The following is a 20,803-nucleotide window of genomic DNA, read 5'->3' on the forward strand; positions in this document are numbered from 1 at the left end:
GCCCGCGCGATCCGTCATGGCTCGGTTGCATTTCGCAGGCGCGATACGAAGATCCGCGATCGCCGAACGGGGCGACCGCTCGAGGGTGGATGGTCTCACGGCGCGAGCGGTGGATGCCGGGGCATCCTCCGCTCCATATTGCAGGTAGCTTTGCGCTTATATGCGCTCTCGCCTCAGGCCGCCTTGGACACTTCCATCAGCAGGCGCTCGGCCTTGGCATCCTCGATGCGGTTCACCAGCCGGCTGCTCTCGTGATTGTCGCGCACCGTCTTGGTCAGGGTGATGCAGGTCTGGATCAGCATCACGATGCCCATGGTGAGATAGCCCTTCATCCAGAGATCGATCGGCAGGAAGAAGATGCCGATGGCGACGAGGAACGCGGAGGCTGCGAAGGACGCGTAAGTGAAGGTCACCCAGGCGCTGCTGTGGGGCTGGCCGTTCTGGTTCATGATGGTCTCCTGTCGGTTCGAATGATGATGGGTTTGGGGTCAGGCAGTCGGCATGCGCTTGGACTTCAACCGCGCCAGCACGTCGTCCGTGGTCGTCTTGAGCCGGGGGCCAAAGCCCTGCTCGGCGAGCCGTTCGGCGGTGGCGAGCGGACCGCTGGCCGCATCGAGCTCGACCAGCGCGTCGTCAGCGGCCTGGGCTTCCATTTGCCGGTCGCGCAGGCGCCTCAAGGTGCTCTCCGCTTCCGGCAGCGTGGATTCGTAAGGGCGTGCCGCCTCGATGCCGCTGCGGCGAAGCGAGCGCACCGCTTCCGAGGCACGGGCGACACGACGGCCGCGATCGAGCTCGGTGATGCGGGCCTGCGCGCTTGCGACATGGCGCTTCAGCCGGATGATCTCGGTCGCGAACAATGCGCGTGCGGTCATCGCCGCATCGCGATCGGCCTCCAGGCCCGCGATGGCCCCGGCGGCATCCTTGGCGAGGTCCTCGCGGCCACCGTCGAGCGCCGCAACCGCGCGGGTCTCGAGATCGGCGATGCGGGCGACGGTCGCCTCGAGCTTGCGGCCTTCCTGCTGGTCCTGGGCGATCGCCAGCGCCAGCGTCCGCTTGCTGCGCTCGACGGCAGCGGCTGCATCGCGCATCTGCTGGTCGAGGATCAGAAGGGCCGTACGGTCTTCCAGTTCCTCGCCCGCGGCCGCCACGCTGCCGCGGAAAAGTGTCAATACGGTCTTGAACATTTGCTGCTCCCTGTTATGAGCGTTGCTCACAGATGGTTTGTAGCAGAGACCTTGAACATCGTTCAATAAATATTTGAGCGTCGCTCAAGAATTTGATTAATAGATGACTAAAGCCTTGGAACGTCGAGAGAAACTGCGGGTCGACCTGATTCAGGCGGCCGAGCGGATGATCGCTGAGCGAGGGTTGGCGGGTCTCAAAACCCGCGATCTCGCCCGCGAGATCGGCTGCGCCAACGGCGCGGTCTACAATCTCGTCGCCGACGTGGACGAGTTGGTCCTGCGCGTCGGCTCGCGCACGCTGCTCCGGCTCGACAAGGTGCTCAGCGCGGCGGTGAGCGCGGGCAATCCATCGCCGCAGGAGACGCTGGTCCGCATCGCGATCGCCTATTGCGATTTCGCCGCAGAAAATCTCGAGCTCTGGCGCGCAATGTTCGAGCATCGCATGGAGCCCGGCAAGGAAGTCCCCGACTGGTCCGTCGACGACCAGTTGCAGCTGTTCCGCCACATCTACGCGCCACTGGCATCGTTATTTCCAGACAGAGGGACAGAGGGGCTCGGCATCACCGCACGCAGCCTGTTCTCGGCCGTGCATGGCATGGTGGCGCTGGGGCTCGAGCAGAGGCTGGTCGCCGTGCCGCTGCCGGCGCTGCGGAAGGAAATCGCGGGCCTGGTGCGGGCGATGATCGACGGCTTGATCGCGCGGGCGGCGTAGAAGCCGAGAGAGCGCAGCGATGCCTGACTAAAATTTCGCCTGTCGCATCGCTGGCAGCACGCTTAGCTTTCGCCGCGTCTCGTCCTCTCTCCGGAGTCTCCCATGCCCCTCCTCATCCGCGGCGGCACCGTCGTCAATCATGATCATTCGCGCCGTGCGGACGTGCTGATCGACGGCGAGACCATCGTCGCGATCGGAACATCGCTCGATGCACCGACGGGCGCGGAGATCGTCGATGCCGGCGGCGCCTACATCATCCCGGGCGGGATCGATCCGCACACCCATCTCGAAATGCCGTTCATGGGCACGGTGACCGCCGACGATTTCGAATCCGGAACGAAGGCGGCGTTGACCGGCGGCACCACCATGGTGGTGGATTTCTGCTTGCCCGATCCCGGCCAGTCGATGCTCGCGGCCTATCAGGAGTGGCGGCACAAATCCGAGAAGGCGGCGACCGACTACGGCTTCCACATGGCGGTGACGTCGTGGTCGAAGCAGATCTATGACGAGATGGAGATTGTGGTCAAAACCTACGGCATCAACACCTTCAAGCATTTCATGGCCTACAAGGGCGCGCTGATGGTGAACGATGATGAGCTCTACAACTCGTTCGCGCGCTGCGCCCATCTCGGCGCCATGCCGGTGGTGCATGCGGAAAACGGCGACGTCGTCGCCTTGATGCAGGAAGCGCTGATCGCGCGCGGCGTCACCGGCCCCGAGGGCCACGCCTACTCACGGCCGCCGGAGGTCGAGGGCGAAGCCACCAACCGCGCCATCATGATCGCCGACATGACGGGCACGCCGGTCTACATCGTGCACACGAGCTGCCGCGAAGCGCATGAGGCGATTGCCCGCGCACGGGCTGCTGGGAAACGCGTCTATGGCGAGCCGCTGATCCAGCATCTGCTGCTGGATGCCGGCGAGTACCAGAACAGGGACTGGGACCATTCCGCGCAGCGCGTGATGTCGCCGCCCTTCCGCGACAGATCGCATCAGGACAGTCTTTGGGCCGGCCTGCAATCAGGCTCGCTCCAGGTGGTCGCAACCGACCATTGCGCCTTCACCACCGAGCAGAAGCGGTTCGGGCTCGGCGATTTCAGGAAGATCCCGAACGGCACCGGCGGCCTCGAAGATCGGCTCGCACTGTTGTGGACCGCGGGCGTCGCCACGGGACGGCTCACTAAGGAAGAATTCGTCGCCGTGACCTCGGCGAACATCGCGCGCATCCTCAACATCTACCCGCGCAAGGGCGCCGTCGCCGTCGGTTCGGATGCCGATGTCGTGGTGTGGGACCCCAAGGCGAGCAAGACCATCAGCGCGAAGCGGCAGATGAGCCGGATCGATTACAACGTGTTCGAAGGCTTTGCCTGCACCGGCGGACCGGCCGCGACGCTGTCGCGTGGCCGCGTCGTCTGGAAGGCTGGCGATCTCCGCGCCGAGGCCGGCGACGGTCACTACATCGAGCGGCCGGCGTTCTCGCCGGTACACGTCGCCAACTCGACATGGAAACAACTGACCGCCCCGCGCGCGGTCGCACGCGGCGCGGTCACGCCGTAGGGTTACCTCAAACCTGCGTAATACCGCCATCGGCCGCGAGATCGATGCCCGTGCTGTAGCTGCTGTCGTCCGAGGCCAGAAATAAAATGGCGGAGGCCATTTCCTCCGGGCGACCAATCCGGCCGAGCGGCGTGATCGAGGCGAAGAACGCGCGGGCACCTTCGGCCTCCCTTGGGGTCTTGAACTGGCCGTCGATGATCGGCGTATCGATGGCGCCCGGTGATAACGTGTTCACGCGGATGCCGCGATCCTTCAGCTCCATCGCCCAGGTCCGCGAGAACGAGCGCAGCGCGGCCTTGGTGGCGGCGTAGGTGCCGTGCTCGGGAAGGCCTTTCAGGTGCAGACCGGACGACACCAGCACGATCGAGCCACCCTTGCGCATCAGCGGCAGCGCCTTCTGTACCGTGAAATAGGCACCACGCGCATTGATACCGAATGTCGTGTCGAAATGCGCCGGAGTGACGTCCACCGTGAGCTTACGCTCGACGAACGCGGCACTGGCGACGATGATATCGAGCGCACCCTTTTCATCCTTCACCCGGGCGTAGAGCCGGTCGAGATCGTCGAGATTGGCGACGTCGGCCTGGATCGCGGAGACATTGCGCCCGATCTCGGCCTTGGCCTTGTCGAGCTCGCCCTGACGCCGTCCAACGATGAAAACATAAGCGCCTTCGGCCACAAAGGTCTTCGCCGCAGCAAGACCGATACCACTGGAGCCGCCGGTGATGACGCCAATCTTTCCTTCGAGCTTTGACATGACACAGTCCTTTGGTTTGGGCGCGCGCGGGCGTTCGGCACGCGCACGCCGTTGACCTTTTGAGGAAGAGAGAGTGACCGGCCCGTGAGCCGGCCGGTTCTTGATCAGGCCGCCTTGCCGGCCCGCAACCGGTCGAGCACCGGCAACAGCTCGGATGGATCGGGGCGATGCGTGTAATCCGGGTTCACCTCCGCATAGGCGATGATGCCGTCGCGGCCGATGACGTAGCGCGCGGGCATCGGTAGCACCCAGGCCGGATTGTCGTTGAACGTCGGCAGGTCGTTCTTGAAGGACTGGTAGAGCGAGACCAGGTCGGCTGGCAGCGCAAAGCGGATGCCGAAGGCATCGGCGAGGCCGCTCGCGACGTCGCTCAGGATCGGGAACGACAGCTTGTTCTCGCGCTCCGACTTGCGGCTGTTCGGCGCGGTCTGCGGCGAGATCGCAACGAGGCTCGCACCACGCGCGGCGATCTCCGGCAGCGCTTCCTGGAGCGCCTGGAGCTCGAGGTTACAATACGGGCACCAGACGCCGCGATAGAACGACACGACCAGCGGACCCTTCGCGAGCAGGTCGCGCGAGGCGACCTGCTTGCCGTCGGGATCCCTGAGGACGAATTCCGGCGCGGCGTCGCCGGCCTTCTTGGCGCGCTGCGCCTGGCCGCTCGCGATCAGTTCGGCGGTGGCGCGTTGCATGGTGTCGAGCGCCTCCTGGTTGGGCTTGAGCGGGAAGCGGCCGGCTTCGAAGTCGGCTTTGAAGGCATCGAGTTTGTCTTGAAGGGCCATGGGTAGCTCCATCTTTTGCTGTTGGCCCGTCCTATCTGGATCATTCGAAAATGAAGGGGTATATGGTCAATTAGGACAACATTTATCCGGATTTTGAATGAGTGACCGATTGCAGGAATTGACTGTGTTCGTCCGCGCAGCAGAGAGCGGCAGCTTTTCGAAGGCCGCGCGCGAGCTCGGCCTGTCGCAGCCCTCGGTGTCGCGCATCATCGGCGACTTGGAGACGCGGCTCGGCGTCAAGCTGTTGCTGCGGACCACGCGCAGCATCACGGTCACGGACGCCGGTGCGCTGTTCCTGACGCGTGCGCGCGAAGTGCTGGCTGATATCGAGGATGCCGAGGACGCCGCGCGCGGCGTCGATTCCTTGCGTGGAACGCTGCGCATCACGATGCCGATCGTCTACGGCACGCGAAACATCATTCCGCGCCTGCCGAAATTCCTTAAGGCCCATCCCCTCTTGCGCGTCGAGCTGTCCGTCGCCGACGAACGGCAGAACCTCGTTGTGGAAGGCACCGACGTCGCCATTCGCCTCGGCCCCCTCGACGATTCCGGCTTCGGCGCACGCAAGCTTGCGACCGTGTCGCGCTTTCTCGTCGCAGCGCCATCCTATCTTGCCGAGCGCGGCACACCGAAGACGCCGGCCGACCTCGCCTCGCACGACTGCATCTTCGGCCCCGGCCTGTTCGGCCGTACCACCTGGTCGTTCACCCGCAACGGCGCGGAGACCTCCGTCGATGTCCGCGGCCGCATCACCACCGATTCCGGTCCCGGCGTGTTCGCGAGCGTGCTGGCGGGGCTCGGCATCGCGATGACGTCGCCGGTGATGGCCGGCCCCGAGATCGAGGCGGGCGCATTGGTGCCGGTGTTGAAGAGCTACAAGCTCGCGCCGGTCGAGGTGTACGCCGTGTTCCCGGCGGGTCCGCGCCCCTCGACCAAGGTGCGCACACTGGTCGACTTCCTGGCGGAGGAATTGAGATAGGCCAGCGCGGATGCGACGTCATGAAGCGCCGCTGATGGCATGCGCCTTGCTTCTTTGCAGATCTCCGGCAAAAGAGGCACCGATGAGCGCATCACCTTTCGACATCAACCGCCGCGATTTGGTGCTCGGTGGCCTTGGCGCGGCCGGACTGACGGCGATCACACCCTCCTTCGCCAGGGCGCAGGGGCGTAGCGAGACGTTGCTGGTGGTGCAGGAGCTCGGGCCGAACTCGCTCGACATGCAGGGCGTCGGCTCCAACCAGACCGTGAACGGCCTGTCCTGGAACTGTTACGACCGCCTGCTGACCTACGCCTCCAGGACGCTGCCCGACGGGACCGTGTCCTATGATCGCGAGAAGCTCGAGCCCGAACTCGCCGAGAGCTGGGAGGTCGCCGCCGACGGCATGTCCTGCACCTTCAAGCTTCGCAAGGACGCGAAATTCCACGACGGCACGCCTGTTACCGCCAAGGACGTCAAATGGTCGTTCGACCGCGCCGTGAAGGTCGGCGGCTTTCCGACCTTCCAGATGTCGGCGGGTTCGCTGGAGAAGCCCGAGCAGTTCGTGGTGGTCGACGACCACACCCTCCGCATCGACTATGTCCGCAAGGACAAGATGCTGCTGTTCAACGTGGCCGTCGTCGTGCCCTTCATCATCAATTCCGAACTCGCCAAGAAGAACGCGACGGCGGAAGACCCATGGGCGCTCGCCTGGCTCAGGACCAACGAGGCCGGTGGCGGCGCCTACAGGATCGAAAGCTGGAAGCCAGGCAGCGAGACCGTGCTGGCCCGTTTCGACGACTGGAAGAGCGGACCGCTGCCGAAGATCAGGCGCGTGATCGCGCGCGACGTCCCCTCGGCCGGCACGCGCCGCGCGATGCTGGAGCGGGGCGATGCGGATATTTCCAGCGGCTTTGCCCCGCGCGATTTCGAGCAGATTATCAAGGAGGGCAAGGTCAAGGTATCAGGCGTGCCGATCCCGAATGCGCTCTGGTACGTCGCGCTGAACACGGCGAAGCCGCCGTTCGACAATGTGAAGCTGCGGCAGGCCATCGCCTGGGCGATGCCTTATGAGCAGATCCAGAGCAGCGCGTTCTTCGGCCGCGCCGTTCCCATGTACGGCGGCGCCGCCGATGTCTCAAAACCGGTGTGGCCACAGCCCTCTCCCTATGTCACCGATCTCGACAAGGCCAAGGCGCTGATGAAGGAAGCGGGCTTTGAGTCCGGCCTGGAGACGACCTTGTCGCTCGACACAGGCACTGCGACCGTCGGCGAGCCGACCGCCATCCTGATCCAGGAAAGTCTGGCCAAGATCGGTATCAAGGCGTCGATTGAAAAAATCCCAGGCGCGAACTGGCGCACGACACTGAACAAGAAGGAGCTGCCGCTCGCGCTCAACCGCTTCAGCGGATGGCTCGATTATCCCGAGTACTATTTCTACTGGAATTTCCACGGCAACAATTCGATCTTCAACATCTCCTCATACCAGAACAAGGCGATGGACGCGCTGATCGACAGGGCGCGCTTTACGGCGAATGCGGCGGAATACGAAAAAGCGGTGAAGGATTTCATCACGCTCTGCATGCGCGACGTCCCCGTCGTTCCGCTCAACCAGCCGATCCACGACGTCGCCATGCAGAAGGCCATCACCGGCTACGAGTTCTGGTTTCATCGCGAACCCGACTACCGCCAGTTCGCGAAGGGCTAATGCCGCTCGACAACGCGGACGACGTCCGAGGCGGCTCGCGCCTGCTCGGTCGGGAAGCCCCGCGCCAACCGTACCGCGCTCGTGCGCAGCATCGCGGCGTCGAGCTTGCCCTGCCGCGCCCCATCCAGCGCGCAGGCGAAGACCCGGTAGAATTGCGCGCCGTCATAGGCAACCAGCAGCACATCGACGCCGGCGTTAATCGCCTCAACCACGGCTTTGCAGACGTCGTGCTGGTAGATCGCACCCATCACGAGGTCGTCGGTCATCACCGTGCCCTGGTAACCCCACTTGTCGCGGATGATCCCCTCGACGACGCGTTTCGAATGCGAGGCCGCGCGATCGGGATCGACGGTCGTGAGCGTCACATGCCCAACCATGAGCGCGCTGCGCGAATGCGACAGCACCTCGCGGAACGGCAGCCAGTCGGTTGCCTCCAATTCCCTAACCGGCGTATCGAGCTTGGCGCTGAAATGATGCGTGTCGGTGCGGACGCGGCCGATGCCGGGAAAATGCTTCAGCGTAGCGCCGACGCCTGACTCTTCCAGCCCGCGCACATAGGCGCTCGCGATCGTGCTGACGACGGCAGGGTCGGTCGCAATCGCGCGCTGACCGATCAGCGTATGAAAATCAAGGCGATTGCGCCGGACCGGCGGCTTGAGGTCGAGCACCGGCGCGAGGTTGAGGTTGACGCCGAGCCCGGCGAGCTCGCGGCCGTGGATGCGGCCGAACTCTTCGGCCTTGGCCTGCTGTTCGTCGGGAGCGAGCCCGCTGAGCGTCGCCAGCGCCGGCAGCTTCGTCAGCGGCGGCGCGAGATGTCCGACGATGCCGCCCTCCTGGTCTGCCGCAACGACCAGCGGCGGCAGGCCGGCGGCGCGCCGCTTGTCCTGAAGCGCCGCAATCTCGGTGCGCAACGTCTCGACGGTCCGGCCGCGGATGTTGCGCCGGGTCACGTAGACGCCGCCGATCAAGCCCTGCTCGGCAAGGCGCGCAACCTCGGGAAAGGAGGAATAGCCCACCATGAAGTGAGGTCCGAGCTGACGCGTCTCGGTGGCGCTCGCGGCAAGCACCTCGTGCTTGCGCAGCTCGAACTTCAGATGCGCCGCCGACATCAGCACCGGCGGCAGGCACCAGAGCACGACGAGCAGCTTGCCCGCGACGGTACGCCAACGCCCTCTGCGGAGCAGGAGGATGACGATCGCGAGGCTTGCGACGACAAGCGCGAGGTTTCCCGCGCCACGCAGCGGGACCAGATAGGGATCGTTCTTGTTGGCGGCCGCGAATGCGACGAGCGGCGCGGCCAGCCAGAGCAGGATGAGACCAATACGACCGAGGAATTGCATGATGCGTCACACGCTATGAGTGGCGAATGCTTCGCACCTATCAAAGCGAATCACGCTGTGCGAGAGGCAAACGCGCGCCTGCACGAAAACTGCAAAAGACTCCTGAAACCGTGCAGACGATGGTCCCGCCTTCTGCACAAGCGCCGTTCAGACTTCGTGATGCCACCCATCACGAAAGGTCATTTGGACATGACGAGCCTGGCTTCGACGATAGCAGCGGAAATCCAGCCGATCAGACATTCCTCGATCCCGGCCAAGGTCGGCCTCGCGCTGGTGCTGGCCGCGCTCGCCGACTGGCTGTTCTACGGCCAGCGGATCGGGCTGTCGCTGACGCTCTTTGCGATCGCGATGGCCTGCGTGTCGGTGCTCTTCAATCATGCGGCCCTGGATCTGCGGCGCACCATGATCGGCACGGCCATTCTTGTCGCCGGCCTCGTCCCGGCCGTCGAGGAGCTCAACATGCTGTCCTTCCTGATCCTCGTCGCATCGCTGACGATCGCGCTGCTGCTCGCGACCAATCCGGAAACGACCGGGTTCGCTGAGCGAGCCCGCGCGCTGCGCAACTTTGTCCTGTTCGGGCCCTTCAGGTTTTTCCTTGAGGCGCTCCAGATCTTCAACATGTCGGCGTTCACCCGCGGCCTCACGCTCTGGCTGATGCCTGCCGTGCTGAGCACCGTCTTCATCGCGCTGTTCGCTGCGGCCAATCCGGTGATCGAGCAGTGGGTGTCCCTGCTCAATCCGAAGCTCATCCTCGAATATATCAGCATCCCGCGCCTGCTGTTCTGGGCCATGATGCTGGCGCTGGTTTGGCCGTTCATCCATGTGCGCTGGCGGCGCAGGACGATTGTCACCACCGCCGTTGCCGACGGCCCCGTGCCGCCCCCGCTCCCGCCCTTGGTCTCGGCCGAATTTCTGAACCCCTCCACCATTCTGCGCTCGCTGATCCTGTTCAACCTGCTGTTCGCCGCGCAGTCCATCCTCGACGGCATCTATCTCTGGGGCCATGTGGCGCTGCCCGACAATTTGACCTATGCGGCCTACGCCCATCGCGGCGCCTATCCGCTGATAGCGACCGCGCTGCTCGCCGCTGCCTTCGTGCTGGTCGCGATGCGCCCGGGCGGGGCGGCCGAGAAATCGAAGGTGATCCGGCCGCTGGTCTATCTCTGGGTCGGGCAGAACGTGCTGCTCGTCGCCTCCTCCATCCTCCGCCTCGATCTCTATGTCGACATCTACATGCTGACCTATTGGCGGATCGCGGCCTTCATCTGGATGGGTCTGGTGGCGCTCGGGCTGGTCCTGATCGTGGCGCGCATCGCGCTCAACCGGTCCAACCAGTGGCTCGTCGGTGCCAATCTGATCGCGCTGGCGATCGTGCTCTATGGCTGCTCGCTCGTGAACTTCGATGCGTTCATTGCCGACTACAATGTCGCCCACAGCCGGGAAGCATCGGGCAAGGGCGTGCAGATCGACATCAACTATCTCCTGACGCTCGGGCCGCAGGCGCTGCCTGCCATCGACAAGGCCATCTTGCTCCGGCCCGGCGCCCCCGAGAGCTGCCTTGTGTCGCGCCGCGACCGCCTTGTAGAACAGCAGCGCCAGGATCTGGCCTGGCGGAGCTGGGGCTTTCGGAGCTGGCGGCTCCAGCGCAGGCTGGACGCGCAGGCGAAGGTTCAGCAGGCAGGCTGAGGAAGCGGAGAGGTTCTTGGCGCATCGCATTCTCATCGTCGACGACGAGGGCCACATCCGCGAGGTCATCCGCGTCGCCCTGAAGAAGGCCGGCATGGACGTGATCGAGGCGCGCGACGGCAAGGAGGCGCTCGCCCGCTTTGCCGCCGACAGGCCCGACCTGATCGTGCTCGACATCGGCATGCCCGAGTTCGACGGGCTCGACGTCTGCCGCGAGGTGCGCAAGACGTCCGACGCGCCGATCCTGTTCCTGTCGGCGCGCGACGAGGAGATCGACCGCATCCTCGGCCTCGAGATCGGCGGCGACGATTACGTGACGAAGCCGTTCAGCCCGCGCGAATTGGTGGCGCGGGTCAACGTCATCCTGCGCCGCCTCAGCCCGCGCAGTGGCGAGGCCAAAGCAAGTCCGGCCGCGCTGTCGCAAGGCGGCCTGCTGATCGATCCCGAGCAGCATGTCGCGACCTTCGCCGGCACGCCGCTGAAGCTGACCGCGATCGAGTTCGGCATTTTGCGCGCGTTCCTGACCCGGCCGACCTCGGTGTTCAACCGCGAGCAGCTGATGCGGGCGGCCTATCAGCTCAACATCCAGGTCTCCGACCGCACCATCGACAGCCACATCCGCAACATCCGCGCCAAGCTCGCGGCGTTGAATTGCGAGAACGTGATCGAGACCATCCACGGCGTCGGCTTCAAGCTCGGCCGCTGCGAGAAAGAGGCATGAGCGCAGCGCCCGACAAATGGCGGCCGTCGCTCACCCTCGTGATTTTCACGGTGCTGGCGACCGTCGGCGTGCTGCCGCTGGTCGGCCTGTTCTTCTTCCGCCTCTACGACAACCAGCTGATCCGCCAGACCCAGGCCGAGCTGATCGCGCAGAGCCGCGTGCTTGCGACGATCTATGCGCAGGAGGTCACGGCGCGGCTCGACAGCGGCCTGACGCTCGGCGCCGAGGTGCCGCCCAACGTGCTGCCCGACCCCGGCGACCAGGTCACCCCGATCCGTCCCGCGCTCGACCTCACCGCCAACGATCTCTTGCGGCGGCGACCCGATGCGCAAGCCGCGCCGCAAGCAGCGCAGCCAGCCTATGTCGAGATCGGCGCAAGACTGACGCCGATCATCCGCGAGACCCAGAAGGTGACGCTGGCGGGCTTTCGCATCCTCGATCCGCAGGGCGTGGTGATCGCCGGGCGGCAGGAGGTCGGGCAGTCGCTCGCCCATATCGAGGAGGTCGCGGACGCGCTGCACGGGCAATACCGCGCCACCTTGCGCAACCGCGTGCCGGACAAGCCGCCGCCGCCAATCTATTCCTTCAGTCGCGGCCTCGGCGTGCACGTGTTCTCGGCGATGCCCGTCATCGTCAACAACCGCGTTGCCGGGGTGATCTACACCACGCGGACGCCAAGCAACATCTTTGACCATCTCTACCAGGAGCGGGCCAAGTTCGTGCTGGCGGGGCTCGCCGTGATCCTGGGCACCATCGCGATCGGCCTCGTATTCTCGCGCACCATCACGCTGCCGATGCGCGAGCTGATCGACCGCGCCGCGCGGATCGGCCGCGGCGACCGCGAGGCGTTTCGGCCGCTCCGGCACTACGGCACCCGCGAGTTCGCCCAGCTCTCGCACAGCTTTCTCGGCATGGCGGAACAGTTGGCGCGGCGCTCCGACTATATCGCGACGTTCTCGGCCCACCTCACCCACGAGCTGAAATCGCCGCTGACCTCGATCAAGGGCGCGGCCGAGCTGTTGCAGGATTCTTTTCAAGGAAAGCCGGAAGGCCTGACCCCTGCCGAGCAGAAGACGTTCATCGCCAACATCCTGTCGGACACGCAGCGGCTGGAGGCGATGGCGCAGCGGCTGCGCGAACTCGCCCGCGCCGAGAGCCTGCCGCAGAACGAGCGCACCGAGCTTGCGCCCGTGATCGCCGACCTCCGGAGCCGGTTTCCGGCCAGCTCAATCGAGGCCAGCGGCCGCCTCGACCGGGCGATCGGCATGTCCGGCGAGAAGGCATTGATCGTGCTGTCGCATCTCGCCGACAACGCGATGCGGCACAGAGCGAGGACCATCAGGCTGGAGGCGGAGGACGAGCGGACGACCCTGCTTGTGACGGTCAGCAATGACGGCGAGCCGATTTCGGCGCCGAACCGCGACAGGATATTTGATGCGTTCTTCACCACCCGCCGCGACCAGGGCGGCACCGGGATGGGGCTGGCGATCGCGCGCGCGGTGATGGCGAGCCATGGCGGCTCGATCAGGCTCAAGCCGACCGACGAGGGCGCGGCCTTCGAGCTCCAGTTTCCGATCGCCTAGATCGCGAACACCCAGGCGGCGACGATGGTGCCGATGGTGACCAGACCGGCGATGGTCCAGCCGGCGGCATATTCCAGCTCAGGATGACCAGTCGCCCGCATGATCTCTGCCGGATCGGCGGTATGCTTCTCTGCCATGACAGCCTCGCACGTTTTTTTCCGTGTCCTATGTAAGTCGCTTCAGCCGCCAATAGGTTCCATCACGGAAATGCGAGCAATGACGCAGCTAGGTCTATTCGCCGACCCGCAAGCCGGCCCTGCGGGGCTTCGCTATACCGATGACTTCGTCGAGGCCGCCGTCGAGCAGGACTTGATCGGCCGCATCGCAGCATTGCCGCTGCAGCGCTTCCAGTTTGGTGCCTTCGAGGGCAACCGCCGGGTGGCGTCGTTCGGCTATCGCTATGACTATTCGCTGCAACGGCTGGCCGAGGCGGAGCCGATCCCGGACTGGGTCCTGCCCGTCGCGCGGCAGGTCGAGGCCTGGGCGGGCCTCGCCGCCGGCAGCGTCCGGCAGGTGCTCTGCACCGAATATGACACCGGCGTCGGCATCGGCTGGCACCGCGACAAGCCGCATTTCAAGGAGATCCTCGGCCTGTCGCTGGGCTCGCCGTGCAAATTCCGCTTCCGCCGCCGCAGCGGCGACAAATGGGAGCGCCACGCGCTCGAAGCCCTGCCGCGCTCGCTCTACCTGATGGACGGCGAGGCGCGGTCGCGATGGGAGCACAGCATCCCACCGGTCGAGGCACGCCGCTATTCGATCACCTTCCGGACCATGAAGCGGGTGTAACGGCCGGTCCAAAACTAAAACTGCGAAAACAACCCCATGCACAGTAGAACGCGCGGCCGGCATGCGGCCGCGGTCGCGCGCCGCAACCGTTTGACACGTCGGACCAAAACAGCCGCACCGCGCAATCGCCGCGCGGTTCGCGGATTTTCCCCTCAGTTGCGGGCCAAGGGCAAGATGTCGGGCGGAAGAGAAGCCGCCACTCGACTCTCCGCAAGATTGTAAGTTAATCTCGCTTCTATCGGCCGGTCCATTTTTAGCCGATGTTGCAGCATTTCAGGGCGCCGCACGGCGCCTCCCGGCAGAAGACATTTTCAAGGGAAGCTCGCGATGCGTTCGCTGTTTGCGCGGCTGCACCGGCGTTACGGGCCCAGGATTTCGGGGGCGGAGCGCCAGCGGCGGGTCAAGGACAAGCTCGCCCTTCAGCCCACCCCGCCCACAATCCGCTCACCCACCGCGCTCCGCGCGCTGGCGGTGCGACGCCCGAAAGTCGCGATCATCGGCGGCGGCTTCGCCGGCCTGATCGCGGCCTCCGAGCTCGTCGCCCATTGCGAGGTGACGCTGTTCGAGGCCCGCGACCGCTTCGGCGGCCGGGTTCTCAGCAAGAAGAAGCCGAGCGGGATCGTCGAGGCCGGCGGCGAGCTGATCGGCTACAATCATCCGCTCTGGCTGAAATATGCCAAGCGGTTCGAGCTCGGCCTCTCCGTCATCACCTCGGACACCAATTTCGACGCGCTCGAGCTCGACATGCCGGTGTTTCTCGACGGCCACAAGCTCTCCGACGGCCAGATGAAGCGGGTCTATCACGAGATGGACGATGCTTTCGGCAAGCTCAGTCGGTGGGCCGGCAGGGTCAAGCCTGACAAGCCCTGGCGCGCCAAGGGCGCAAGGAAGCTCGACGCCAGGACGATTGCGGAGTGGATCGCCAGCCTCGACTGCTCGAAGCTCACCAAGCACGCCATGGAGGAGCAGTTCTCCAACGACGCCGGCCAGCCGACCACCAAGCAGAGCCTTCTTGCTAATCTGGCCGTCGTCGCGGGCGGACGGATGAAGGACCAGATCGACGCCTTCTTCACCCAGACCGAGACTTTGCGCTGCTCGGAAGGCAATCAGGAGCTCGCCATTCGTCTCGCGCAGGACATCGAGGACAAGGGCGCCAGCACCCACCTGTCGACGCCGGTGCGCGCCATCCGCATCGACAGCGAAGGCGTGACCCTGGAGTTCAGCCCCTGCGGCAACGGGACGGCACGCGCGTCCTTCGCCGCCGATTATGCCGTGCTCGCGATACCCCCGAGCCTGTGGCCGGACTCGCCCAACGCCAAGATCACGATCACGCCCCACCTGCCGCACGACTACTACGTCACGATGGGGACGGCGGTGAAATATCTCAGCCCGCTCAAGAAGCGCTTCTGGATCGGCGAGGGCCTCGCCCCGACGGCCATCTCGAACCAGTTCGGTGTCACCTGGGAAGGGACGGACAACCAGATCGCCCCGCCGGATCATCCGGTCGAGCTCAGCCTGTTCGCCGGCGCCGACGTCGCTGCGGAAGCTCTCAAGCATTACCAGCCCGGTGACCAGACGCAGGTCGACGCGTTCTACGCGCAGCAGATCGGCAGCGTCTACAAGGGCTATGTCGCCCATCTGGCCGATCAGCCGGAGTTCATGGCCTGGCCGCGCGACGAATGGACCGCCGCCGGCTACTCCTGTCCCGCCCCCGGCGAGGTGTGCCTCGCCGGGCCGCTGCTGGCCAAGGGCTTCGAGGACCGCCTGTTCTTTGCCGGCGAGCACACCTGCTTTGCGTATTTCGGTTACATGGAAGGCGCTCTCCAGTCCGGCCAGACGGCAGCGGCGGCGATCATCAAGGCCATCGACAAGCAGCCTGAAGCGAATGGCTCTGCCCGGACTAGCAATTCTGTCATAGGTTCGGGACGCCTTGCGGCGGCGAAGCCGTGACCGGAGAGGAAGCGACGCGAATGACATTCACGAGAAGGGCCCGATCCAGGATTTGGGCCCGCATCATCTCCGCGCTCGCTTTTGCCGGCGCCTTCAACGTCGCCGGAGCCTCGGGGGCAACGCCTGCAAAAGTCTCGGGCTCGACGGCGCTGGCGCTCGCGGGCGTGATCGCGCCGCTGTCGCCGGACCTGACCGGCGCCGAGAGGAAGGCGGTGGCGATGCTGTTCGCCGCCAATGCCGAGATTCCCTACAAGAAGCCGATCGTGGTGACCGTGGACAGAATCGTCTGCCGCACCGGCAATGTCGACATCACGCTACGCAATTGCGAGCTGACCTTCGGCAAGAAGAGCAGGACCGTGAACGGCTCGACGGCCAATGAAATTTTCGCGACAGAAGCGCTCGCTGGCATTCCGCCCGATGGTGCGGCGGGATCGAGCTTCGAGAGCCTGAGCAAGCTGAGCTGCACGATCGACCCCAATGCCATCCGTCGCAAGGATGGCAGCGGAGCCGACTGCACGTTCCAGCCGGGGAATTGAACCGCGCATGGGCAAGAACATGGGCAAGAAACCGGGTGCCGTGAAATCGCCTCAAGACGAACTAACTAATAAGGCGAATTGAAAAGACAGGTCAAACGCGCGAACCCATATCGGGCACGCAGGGCCGGCACCAACATACCAACATGAAGAATTATCTCGCTTTCTTCCTCATCCTGGGCATGACGGCAGCCTCCGCACACGGTCCGTCGCCCGCGCGGCTCACGGGGCCGTCCAATCTCGTCCGGGTGGGCCTCACCGACAACGACACGACCGCCGGCGGCACCGCGCGCCTGTGCGAGCAGATCTCCTTCTCGCGCGGGCTGCGCTACGGCGACAGCGAGGCCAATGTGCTCGACGTCGCCACCAGCAGCGAGACCAAGGCGGATACGCCCCGGCCCGTGCTGCTGTTCGTGGGGGGCGACACCTTTACCGGCGATCGCGGCGCGCCGGACCTGTCCCGCGAGATCCAGGACCAGGCGATGTGCTTTGCCGCGCGCAACGGCATGATCGGCGTGCGCGTCAACTATCGCTTTGCGCCTGCGGCGACCTGGCCGATGGGTGCAACCGACGTCGCGGCGGCGCTATCCTGGGTCCACGGCAATATCGACCTGTTCAATGGCGATGCCCGCGAGATCGTCGCGGTCGGCTACGGCGCCGGCGCCTTCCATGTCGCCACCTTGCTGGCGCATCCCGAATTCCAGACCGACCGCGCCGATGTCGCCGCCGTCGTGCTGGTGTCCGGGATCTACCGCGCGGGCAAGGACGCGAGCGACAGCGAGAAGGCCTATCTTGGCACTGACCCCACCCAATACGACAAGCGGTCGGTCTTCCCCGGCATCCTCAACGTCGACGCGCCGATCGTGCTGGCCTGGGCCGCGAACGATCCCGCGAACCTCGTGGCGCAGGGCGAGACCTTGAAGAAGACCCTCTGCGGCGCCGGCCACTGCCCGCGCAGCACGCTGCTGCGCAGCCGCGACGGCATCGCCGCCGCCTTCGGCCTCGACGGCTCCGGCGACAGCCTCGCCGAACCGACCCTGCTGCTGGTGCATCAGCTCGAGGCGCGGGAGCTGCCGTAGCAGTGCGTTACGGGCGGCGTGCCGATCCACTCGCACCTTTTGCTGAGCTACCCCTCTCCCCCGCCCTCCCCCGCAAGGGGGGGAGGGAGCGCAGCGGAGCACGTGGCCACGCTGTGCCCTCATCGCCGACGCGCTAATGAATGGAGTCACTCGCCAAACGAAAGGTGCGTTCCCTCCCCCCTTGCGGGGGAGGGTTAGGGAGAGGGGTGCCACATGGCAAGCTCTGTCGATTGATGGCCCGTCAACACGGCTGTCGTTTCGTTCGCGATGCGTCGCCTTGAAGCGGGCGATCAAGCCACAGCTTTGACAAACGCTTGACGTAGATCAAGCGGACTTGGTGCGGATTGAGCCGACCTCTTGGAGGGGCCAATATCAAGGTATCGAGCATGCGCGTCATCGGCAGGATGCTGTTCGTTTCGATGATCGCTATCGCGTCGCTTGGCGCGATGTCCCAGCAACACGCAGAACAACCCGCGAGCGGCGATGAAATCCGCATCGGCAATGTCATGCCGTATTCGGGACCGCTCTCGGAGTTCGGCGCCATCGGCCAGGCGGAGGCCGCCTATTTCGACATGATCAACGCGCGCGGCGGCATCAACGGCCGCAAGATCCGCTTCATCACGCGCGACGACAATTCCGATCCGGCCACCGCGCTGGAGCTGACGCGCAACCTGGTCGAGAAGGACGACGTGCACCTGATGTTCGGCTCGTTCGGCACGCCCGGCAATATCGCCACGCGCTGGTACCTGAACGAGAAGAGAATCCCGCAGCTGTTCGTCGCCTCCGGCGACGAGGAGCTGAGCCAGGCCAAGGCGTTTCCCTGGACCATGGGTTGGCAGCCCTCATTCCGGTCGGAGGGGCGCATCTATGCCAACTATATCCAGGCCTATTACCCCAAGAAGAAGATCGTGGTGCTCTGGCAGAACGACCAGTTCGGACGCATGCTCTACAGGGGCATCCAGGAAGGTCTTGGCGACCTGAACCGCCTCGTGCTCGTCGACATCGCCTTCGACATTGCCGATGAGCATCTCGAAGGGCATGTCTCGATCCTCAAGCGCGCGGGCGCGGATATTTTCGTCTTCCTCGGCGTGCCGTCGACGGCGTCCAAGGTGATCAAGCTGGCGGCGTCACTCAAATGGCGCCCGGTCATCATCGTCAACGACGCCTCCGCCTCGATCGCCAACGCGATGGCGCCCGCGGGCCTGGAGAATTCGTCCGGCGTGATCTCGGCGGCCTTCCTGAAGGATCCGAGCGACCCCGCATGGAAGAACGACCCCGCCATGAAGGACTGGTTCGCCTTCATGGACAAGTACCATCACGTCGAAAGCACCAACAACAGCGCCGCGGTCTACGGCTACGGCGCAGCCGAGGCGCTGACACAGGTGCTGAAGCAATGCGGCGACGACCTGTCGCGCGAGAACATCATGCGTCAGGCGGCTTCGCTGAGGGATCAGCAGCCCTCCGTTGCCTTGCCCAACATCAGGATGAGCACCTCGCCCAACAGCTACCTGCCGATCAAGCAGATGCGGCTTGTCCAGTTCGACGGCCGTTCCTGGCAGCCTTTTGGCGATGTGATCGAGACCGCGTTCACGGAAGGGGCGGCGCGGTAGGCTTCACGTGGACCTTTTGCTGGCCCACCTACCCGCTGACGCGGGACTTCACCTTTCGCGTTGTAAGAGGTCGGCGCTTACCCTCCCCTGGAGGGGTCCGGGACGAGCGTAGCTCGCCCGTGGGTCGGCTCATGTTGAGCGAAGCGAGACATGAGACGGGGTGGGGTGACGGTCTATCCTCATTGAACACTGCCCGCGTGGAGAGATCACCCCACCCCGCTCGCGCTGCGCGCGATCGACCCTCCCCCTCCAGGGGAGGGTAAGAGCACCCTCACGCCGGCTTGAGCGCGGCCAGCGCGTTTTCCAGCAGCGAGCGGACGCGCGCGGCATCGCCTGACTTCACCACGGCAGGGTCGAGATACAGCTCGAGGCCGGGCGCGCGCTCGGTGATGACACCGCTCTTCTCCGCCGCCGCGTCGTTGAGCGCGTCGACCGAATAGGGAATGATTTCGCGGCTGATGCCCTTCATCGTGATCGCGGGCAGCGCGTGCGCGCGGACGATGTCGCTGACCAACGCAAAGGTCTCGTAGCTCAGCACGATGCCGCCGGGCTCGGCGATCGATTGCAGGCGCGCGGCGAGGTTCGCTTCGGCGCCGATGATCGTATAATCCATGCGGTCGCTGCTGCCGAAATTGCCGACATTGCAATAGCCGGAATTGATGCCCATCCGCGAGCGGAACGGCTGCTCGATGCCGGAGGCGCGCCACTTCGCATTGAGCTCGGCAAGACGCTGCTGCATCCGCCAGGCCATCTGGAGGCAGGCCTCAGCGTCCGCACGGTCGCCCCTGGTCTCGGGGTCGCCGAAGAAGATCAGCATGGCATCGCCGATGAATTTGTCGATGGTGCCGCCATATTCATGGGCGATCGCCGACATCTCGGTGAAGTATTCGTTGAGGAGCTGGGTCAGCAGCTCCGGCTGCAGCCGCTCGGCGGTCGCCGTAAAATTCTGGATGTCGGAGAAGAAGATCGTCAGCTTCTTGCGCTCGGTGTGGATGGTGACGTCCTTCTGGCCGCTGAAGATGCTCTTGTAGACCTGCGGCGGGATGTAGCGCGAGATCTTCATCGACAGCGAAGCCAGGAAGTCGTTGGCGGATTCGAGCTCCTTGTTCATGCCCTTGATGCGGCCGGCCTGGCGGCGCTGGAGCGAGAGGAACGACAGGCCGCAGCCCGCGGCGATCAGGAAATAGGCCAGCAGGAACTTGAACGAGAAGATGTTGGCGGCGATCGGCTGCGCGATGATCACCTCCTGGATGCCTCTGATGTCGCCGACCTTCCAGTCCTTCTTCGGGCTCTCGGGGTGGCTGTTGTGGCAGCTGACGCAGGCCGGGCCCATCGTGACGGGCGCGACCAGCCGGACCTTGTCGGAGAACAGCGAGGTCTCGGTCTCGACGATCTTCTGCTCGGGGTCCTTCCGAAGCGCGTCGAGCGCGTCCTTCTCGAACTTGTCGAGCTGGTGCGCGGCGCGGTTCTGGAACGGGAAGTCCGAGACGAAGCGGTAGGTGATGTTCTCCTGCTGCGCGCCGATCACCCGTCCGAGCTCCAGCGACAGCGTCGCCGGGATCGGGATCGCACCGGGGACGGATTCGTAATTGTGCACGACCCTGGTGGTGCCGTTTGGGTTAGCCAGGATGCGGCCGACGACGTTGGACGCATAGTAGCTGCGCACGCTCGTGATCACCGAGTTGAGGTCGGCGGCCTGCCGGCGCAGCGCGGTCTTGCTGAGGTCGGTCAGGTCCAGCCACACCGCGACCGGCAAAGCGAGCAGGAGCAAGGCGATCACGGCCCCCGTGAGGATGCCGCTCTTGCGCTGTTCTTCGGAGATCTCTTGTTTCACCCTGT

At 65.0% G+C, this 20,803-nt stretch carries 19 protein-coding genes; 12 read left to right on the forward strand and 7 right to left on the reverse strand.

The window, feature by feature from the left end; all coding sequences use genetic code 11:
* Positions 1–173 precede the first annotated feature (173 nt).
* Both AB7Z56_RS38655 and AB7Z56_RS38660 read right to left on the reverse strand, forming a co-directional pair.
* Positions 174–449, reverse strand: a complete 276-nt coding sequence (locus tag AB7Z56_RS38655) for a YiaA/YiaB family inner membrane protein (protein WP_014491840.1) — start codon at positions 447–449, stop codon at positions 174–176.
* A 39-nt stretch (positions 450–488) separates the two neighbouring features.
* Positions 489–1,184 carry a PspA/IM30 family protein gene (locus tag AB7Z56_RS38660; RefSeq protein WP_063985677.1) on the reverse strand — a complete coding sequence of 232 codons (696 nt, stop codon included), beginning with the start codon at positions 1,182–1,184 and terminating at the stop codon, positions 489–491.
* 103 nt (positions 1,185–1,287) lie between these two features.
* On the opposite strand from AB7Z56_RS38660, the gene AB7Z56_RS38665 reads away from it, so the two are divergent.
* Together AB7Z56_RS38665 and hydA are read left to right on the forward strand one after the other, a co-directional pair.
* Complete coding sequence (locus tag AB7Z56_RS38665) at positions 1,288–1,896, forward strand: TetR/AcrR family transcriptional regulator (RefSeq protein ID WP_084795310.1); 609 nt, start codon at positions 1,288–1,290, stop codon at positions 1,894–1,896.
* A 102-nt stretch (positions 1,897–1,998) separates the two neighbouring features.
* The gene (hydA, locus tag AB7Z56_RS38670) at positions 1,999–3,453 is read left to right on the forward strand and encodes a dihydropyrimidinase (RefSeq protein WP_063985678.1); all 1,455 of its coding nucleotides are present in this window, start codon (positions 1,999–2,001) and stop codon (positions 3,451–3,453) included.
* 7 nt (positions 3,454–3,460) lie between these two features.
* On the opposite strand, the gene AB7Z56_RS38675 is transcribed toward hydA, so the two are convergent.
* Positions 3,461–4,210: an SDR family NAD(P)-dependent oxidoreductase gene (locus AB7Z56_RS38675; RefSeq protein ID WP_063985679.1), complete on the reverse strand. Its 750-nt coding sequence runs from the start codon at positions 4,208–4,210 to the stop codon at positions 3,461–3,463.
* 104 nt (positions 4,211–4,314) lie between these two features.
* Complete coding sequence (locus AB7Z56_RS38680) at positions 4,315–4,992, reverse strand: peroxiredoxin-like family protein (RefSeq protein ID WP_063986716.1); 678 nt, start codon at positions 4,990–4,992, stop codon at positions 4,315–4,317.
* A 97-nt stretch (positions 4,993–5,089) separates the two neighbouring features.
* Here AB7Z56_RS38680 and AB7Z56_RS38685 point away from each other — a divergent pair, with 97 nt between their 5' ends.
* Entirely contained in the window at positions 5,090–5,971 is an 882-nt protein-coding gene (locus AB7Z56_RS38685; protein WP_063985680.1) for a LysR family transcriptional regulator, read from the forward strand.
* Between the two features lie 82 nt (positions 5,972–6,053).
* Positions 6,054–7,676: an ABC transporter substrate-binding protein gene (locus tag AB7Z56_RS38690; protein ID WP_441256773.1), complete on the forward strand. Its 1,623-nt coding sequence runs from the start codon at positions 6,054–6,056 to the stop codon at positions 7,674–7,676.
* On the opposite strand, the gene AB7Z56_RS38695 is transcribed toward AB7Z56_RS38690, so the two are convergent.
* A complete protein-coding gene (locus AB7Z56_RS38695) occupies positions 7,673–9,016 on the reverse strand; it encodes a glycoside hydrolase family 3 N-terminal domain-containing protein (RefSeq protein ID WP_063985682.1) in 1,344 nt (447 codons plus the stop codon). The two genes, AB7Z56_RS38690 and AB7Z56_RS38695, sit on opposite strands and share 4 nt — an antisense overlap.
* 189 nt (positions 9,017–9,205) lie before the next feature.
* Between AB7Z56_RS38695 and AB7Z56_RS38700 the strand changes: the two genes are divergently transcribed.
* Genes AB7Z56_RS38700 through AB7Z56_RS38710 form a run of 3 tightly spaced genes read left to right on the forward strand, consistent with a single transcriptional unit; the run spans position 9,206 to position 13,006 of the window.
* Positions 9,206–10,702, forward strand: a complete 1,497-nt coding sequence (locus AB7Z56_RS38700) for a DUF4153 domain-containing protein (protein WP_063985683.1) — start codon at positions 9,206–9,208, stop codon at positions 10,700–10,702.
* A 16-nt stretch (positions 10,703–10,718) separates the two neighbouring features.
* Entirely contained in the window at positions 10,719–11,423 is a 705-nt protein-coding gene (locus AB7Z56_RS38705; RefSeq protein WP_063985684.1) for a response regulator, read from the forward strand.
* Complete coding sequence (locus tag AB7Z56_RS38710) at positions 11,420–13,006, forward strand: ATP-binding protein (RefSeq protein ID WP_231143651.1); 1,587 nt, start codon at positions 11,420–11,422, stop codon at positions 13,004–13,006. The genes AB7Z56_RS38705 and AB7Z56_RS38710 overlap by 4 nt, the downstream gene beginning before the upstream one ends.
* On the opposite strand, the gene AB7Z56_RS38715 is transcribed toward AB7Z56_RS38710, so the two are convergent.
* A complete protein-coding gene (locus AB7Z56_RS38715) occupies positions 13,003–13,143 on the reverse strand; it encodes a hypothetical protein (protein WP_007597071.1) in 141 nt (46 codons plus the stop codon). The genes AB7Z56_RS38710 and AB7Z56_RS38715 overlap by 4 nt on opposite strands.
* 79 nt (positions 13,144–13,222) lie before the next feature.
* Here AB7Z56_RS38715 and AB7Z56_RS38720 point away from each other — a divergent pair, with 79 nt between their 5' ends.
* From AB7Z56_RS38720 to AB7Z56_RS38740, 5 genes are all read left to right on the forward strand, one after another.
* Positions 13,223–13,792: an alpha-ketoglutarate-dependent dioxygenase AlkB gene (locus AB7Z56_RS38720; protein WP_063985686.1), complete on the forward strand. Its 570-nt coding sequence runs from the start codon at positions 13,223–13,225 to the stop codon at positions 13,790–13,792.
* A gap of 327 nt (positions 13,793–14,119) precedes the next feature.
* Positions 14,120–15,742 carry a flavin monoamine oxidase family protein gene (locus AB7Z56_RS38725; protein ID WP_441256774.1) on the forward strand — a complete coding sequence of 541 codons (1,623 nt, stop codon included), beginning with the start codon at positions 14,120–14,122 and terminating at the stop codon, positions 15,740–15,742.
* 20 nt (positions 15,743–15,762) lie between these two features.
* The gene (locus AB7Z56_RS38730; protein ID WP_063986717.1) at positions 15,763–16,278 is read left to right on the forward strand and encodes a hypothetical protein; all 516 of its coding nucleotides are present in this window, start codon (positions 15,763–15,765) and stop codon (positions 16,276–16,278) included.
* Between the two features lie 143 nt (positions 16,279–16,421).
* Positions 16,422–17,354, forward strand: coding sequence for an alpha/beta hydrolase (locus AB7Z56_RS38735; protein WP_063985688.1), 933 nt, complete (start codon positions 16,422–16,424; stop codon positions 17,352–17,354).
* A 386-nt stretch (positions 17,355–17,740) separates the two neighbouring features.
* Positions 17,741–18,964: an ABC transporter substrate-binding protein gene (locus tag AB7Z56_RS38740; protein ID WP_166083309.1), complete on the forward strand. Its 1,224-nt coding sequence runs from the start codon at positions 17,741–17,743 to the stop codon at positions 18,962–18,964.
* A gap of 271 nt (positions 18,965–19,235) precedes the next feature.
* Here the strand turns inward: AB7Z56_RS38740 and AB7Z56_RS38745 are convergent, their stop codons facing one another.
* The gene (locus tag AB7Z56_RS38745) at positions 19,236–20,798 is read right to left on the reverse strand and encodes an adenylate/guanylate cyclase domain-containing protein (protein WP_063985689.1); all 1,563 of its coding nucleotides are present in this window, start codon (positions 20,796–20,798) and stop codon (positions 19,236–19,238) included.
* Between the last annotated feature and the right edge of the window lie 5 nt (positions 20,799–20,803).

This window comes from Bradyrhizobium sp. 482_C4_N1_8, from assembly GCF_052075965.1.
Taxonomy (GTDB): domain Bacteria; phylum Pseudomonadota; class Alphaproteobacteria; order Rhizobiales; family Xanthobacteraceae; genus Bradyrhizobium; species Bradyrhizobium barranii.

Bases quoted from the DNA above. Each gene is read 5' to 3' on its own strand.
- AB7Z56_RS38655 (WP_014491840.1), bottom strand. From the start codon at position 449: ATGAACCAGAACGGCCAGCCCCACAGCAGCGCCTGGGTGACCTTCACT.
- AB7Z56_RS38660 (WP_063985677.1), bottom strand. From the start codon at position 1,184: ATGTTCAAGACCGTATTGACACTTTTCCGCGGCAGCGTGGCGGCCGCG.
- AB7Z56_RS38665 (WP_084795310.1), top strand. From the start codon at position 1,288: ATGACTAAAGCCTTGGAACGTCGAGAGAAACTGCGGGTCGACCTGATT.
- hydA (WP_063985678.1), top strand. From the start codon at position 1,999: ATGCCCCTCCTCATCCGCGGCGGCACCGTCGTCAATCATGATCATTCG.
- AB7Z56_RS38675 (WP_063985679.1), bottom strand. From the start codon at position 4,210: ATGTCAAAGCTCGAAGGAAAGATTGGCGTCATCACCGGCGGCTCCAGT.
- AB7Z56_RS38680 (WP_063986716.1), bottom strand. From the start codon at position 4,992: ATGGCCCTTCAAGACAAACTCGATGCCTTCAAAGCCGACTTCGAAGCC.
- AB7Z56_RS38685 (WP_063985680.1), top strand. From the start codon at position 5,090: ATGAGTGACCGATTGCAGGAATTGACTGTGTTCGTCCGCGCAGCAGAG.
- AB7Z56_RS38690 (WP_441256773.1), top strand. From the start codon at position 6,054: ATGAGCGCATCACCTTTCGACATCAACCGCCGCGATTTGGTGCTCGGT.
- AB7Z56_RS38695 (WP_063985682.1), bottom strand. From the start codon at position 9,016: ATGCAATTCCTCGGTCGTATTGGTCTCATCCTGCTCTGGCTGGCCGCG.
- AB7Z56_RS38700 (WP_063985683.1), top strand. From the start codon at position 9,206: ATGACGAGCCTGGCTTCGACGATAGCAGCGGAAATCCAGCCGATCAGA.
- AB7Z56_RS38710 (WP_231143651.1), top strand. From the start codon at position 11,420: ATGAGCGCAGCGCCCGACAAATGGCGGCCGTCGCTCACCCTCGTGATT.
- AB7Z56_RS38715 (WP_007597071.1), bottom strand. From the start codon at position 13,143: ATGGCAGAGAAGCATACCGCCGATCCGGCAGAGATCATGCGGGCGACT.
- AB7Z56_RS38720 (WP_063985686.1), top strand. From the start codon at position 13,223: ATGACGCAGCTAGGTCTATTCGCCGACCCGCAAGCCGGCCCTGCGGGG.
- AB7Z56_RS38725 (WP_441256774.1), top strand. From the start codon at position 14,120: ATGCGTTCGCTGTTTGCGCGGCTGCACCGGCGTTACGGGCCCAGGATT.
- AB7Z56_RS38730 (WP_063986717.1), top strand. From the start codon at position 15,763: ATGACATTCACGAGAAGGGCCCGATCCAGGATTTGGGCCCGCATCATC.
- AB7Z56_RS38735 (WP_063985688.1), top strand. From the start codon at position 16,422: ATGAAGAATTATCTCGCTTTCTTCCTCATCCTGGGCATGACGGCAGCC.
- AB7Z56_RS38740 (WP_166083309.1), top strand. From the start codon at position 17,741: ATGCGCGTCATCGGCAGGATGCTGTTCGTTTCGATGATCGCTATCGCG.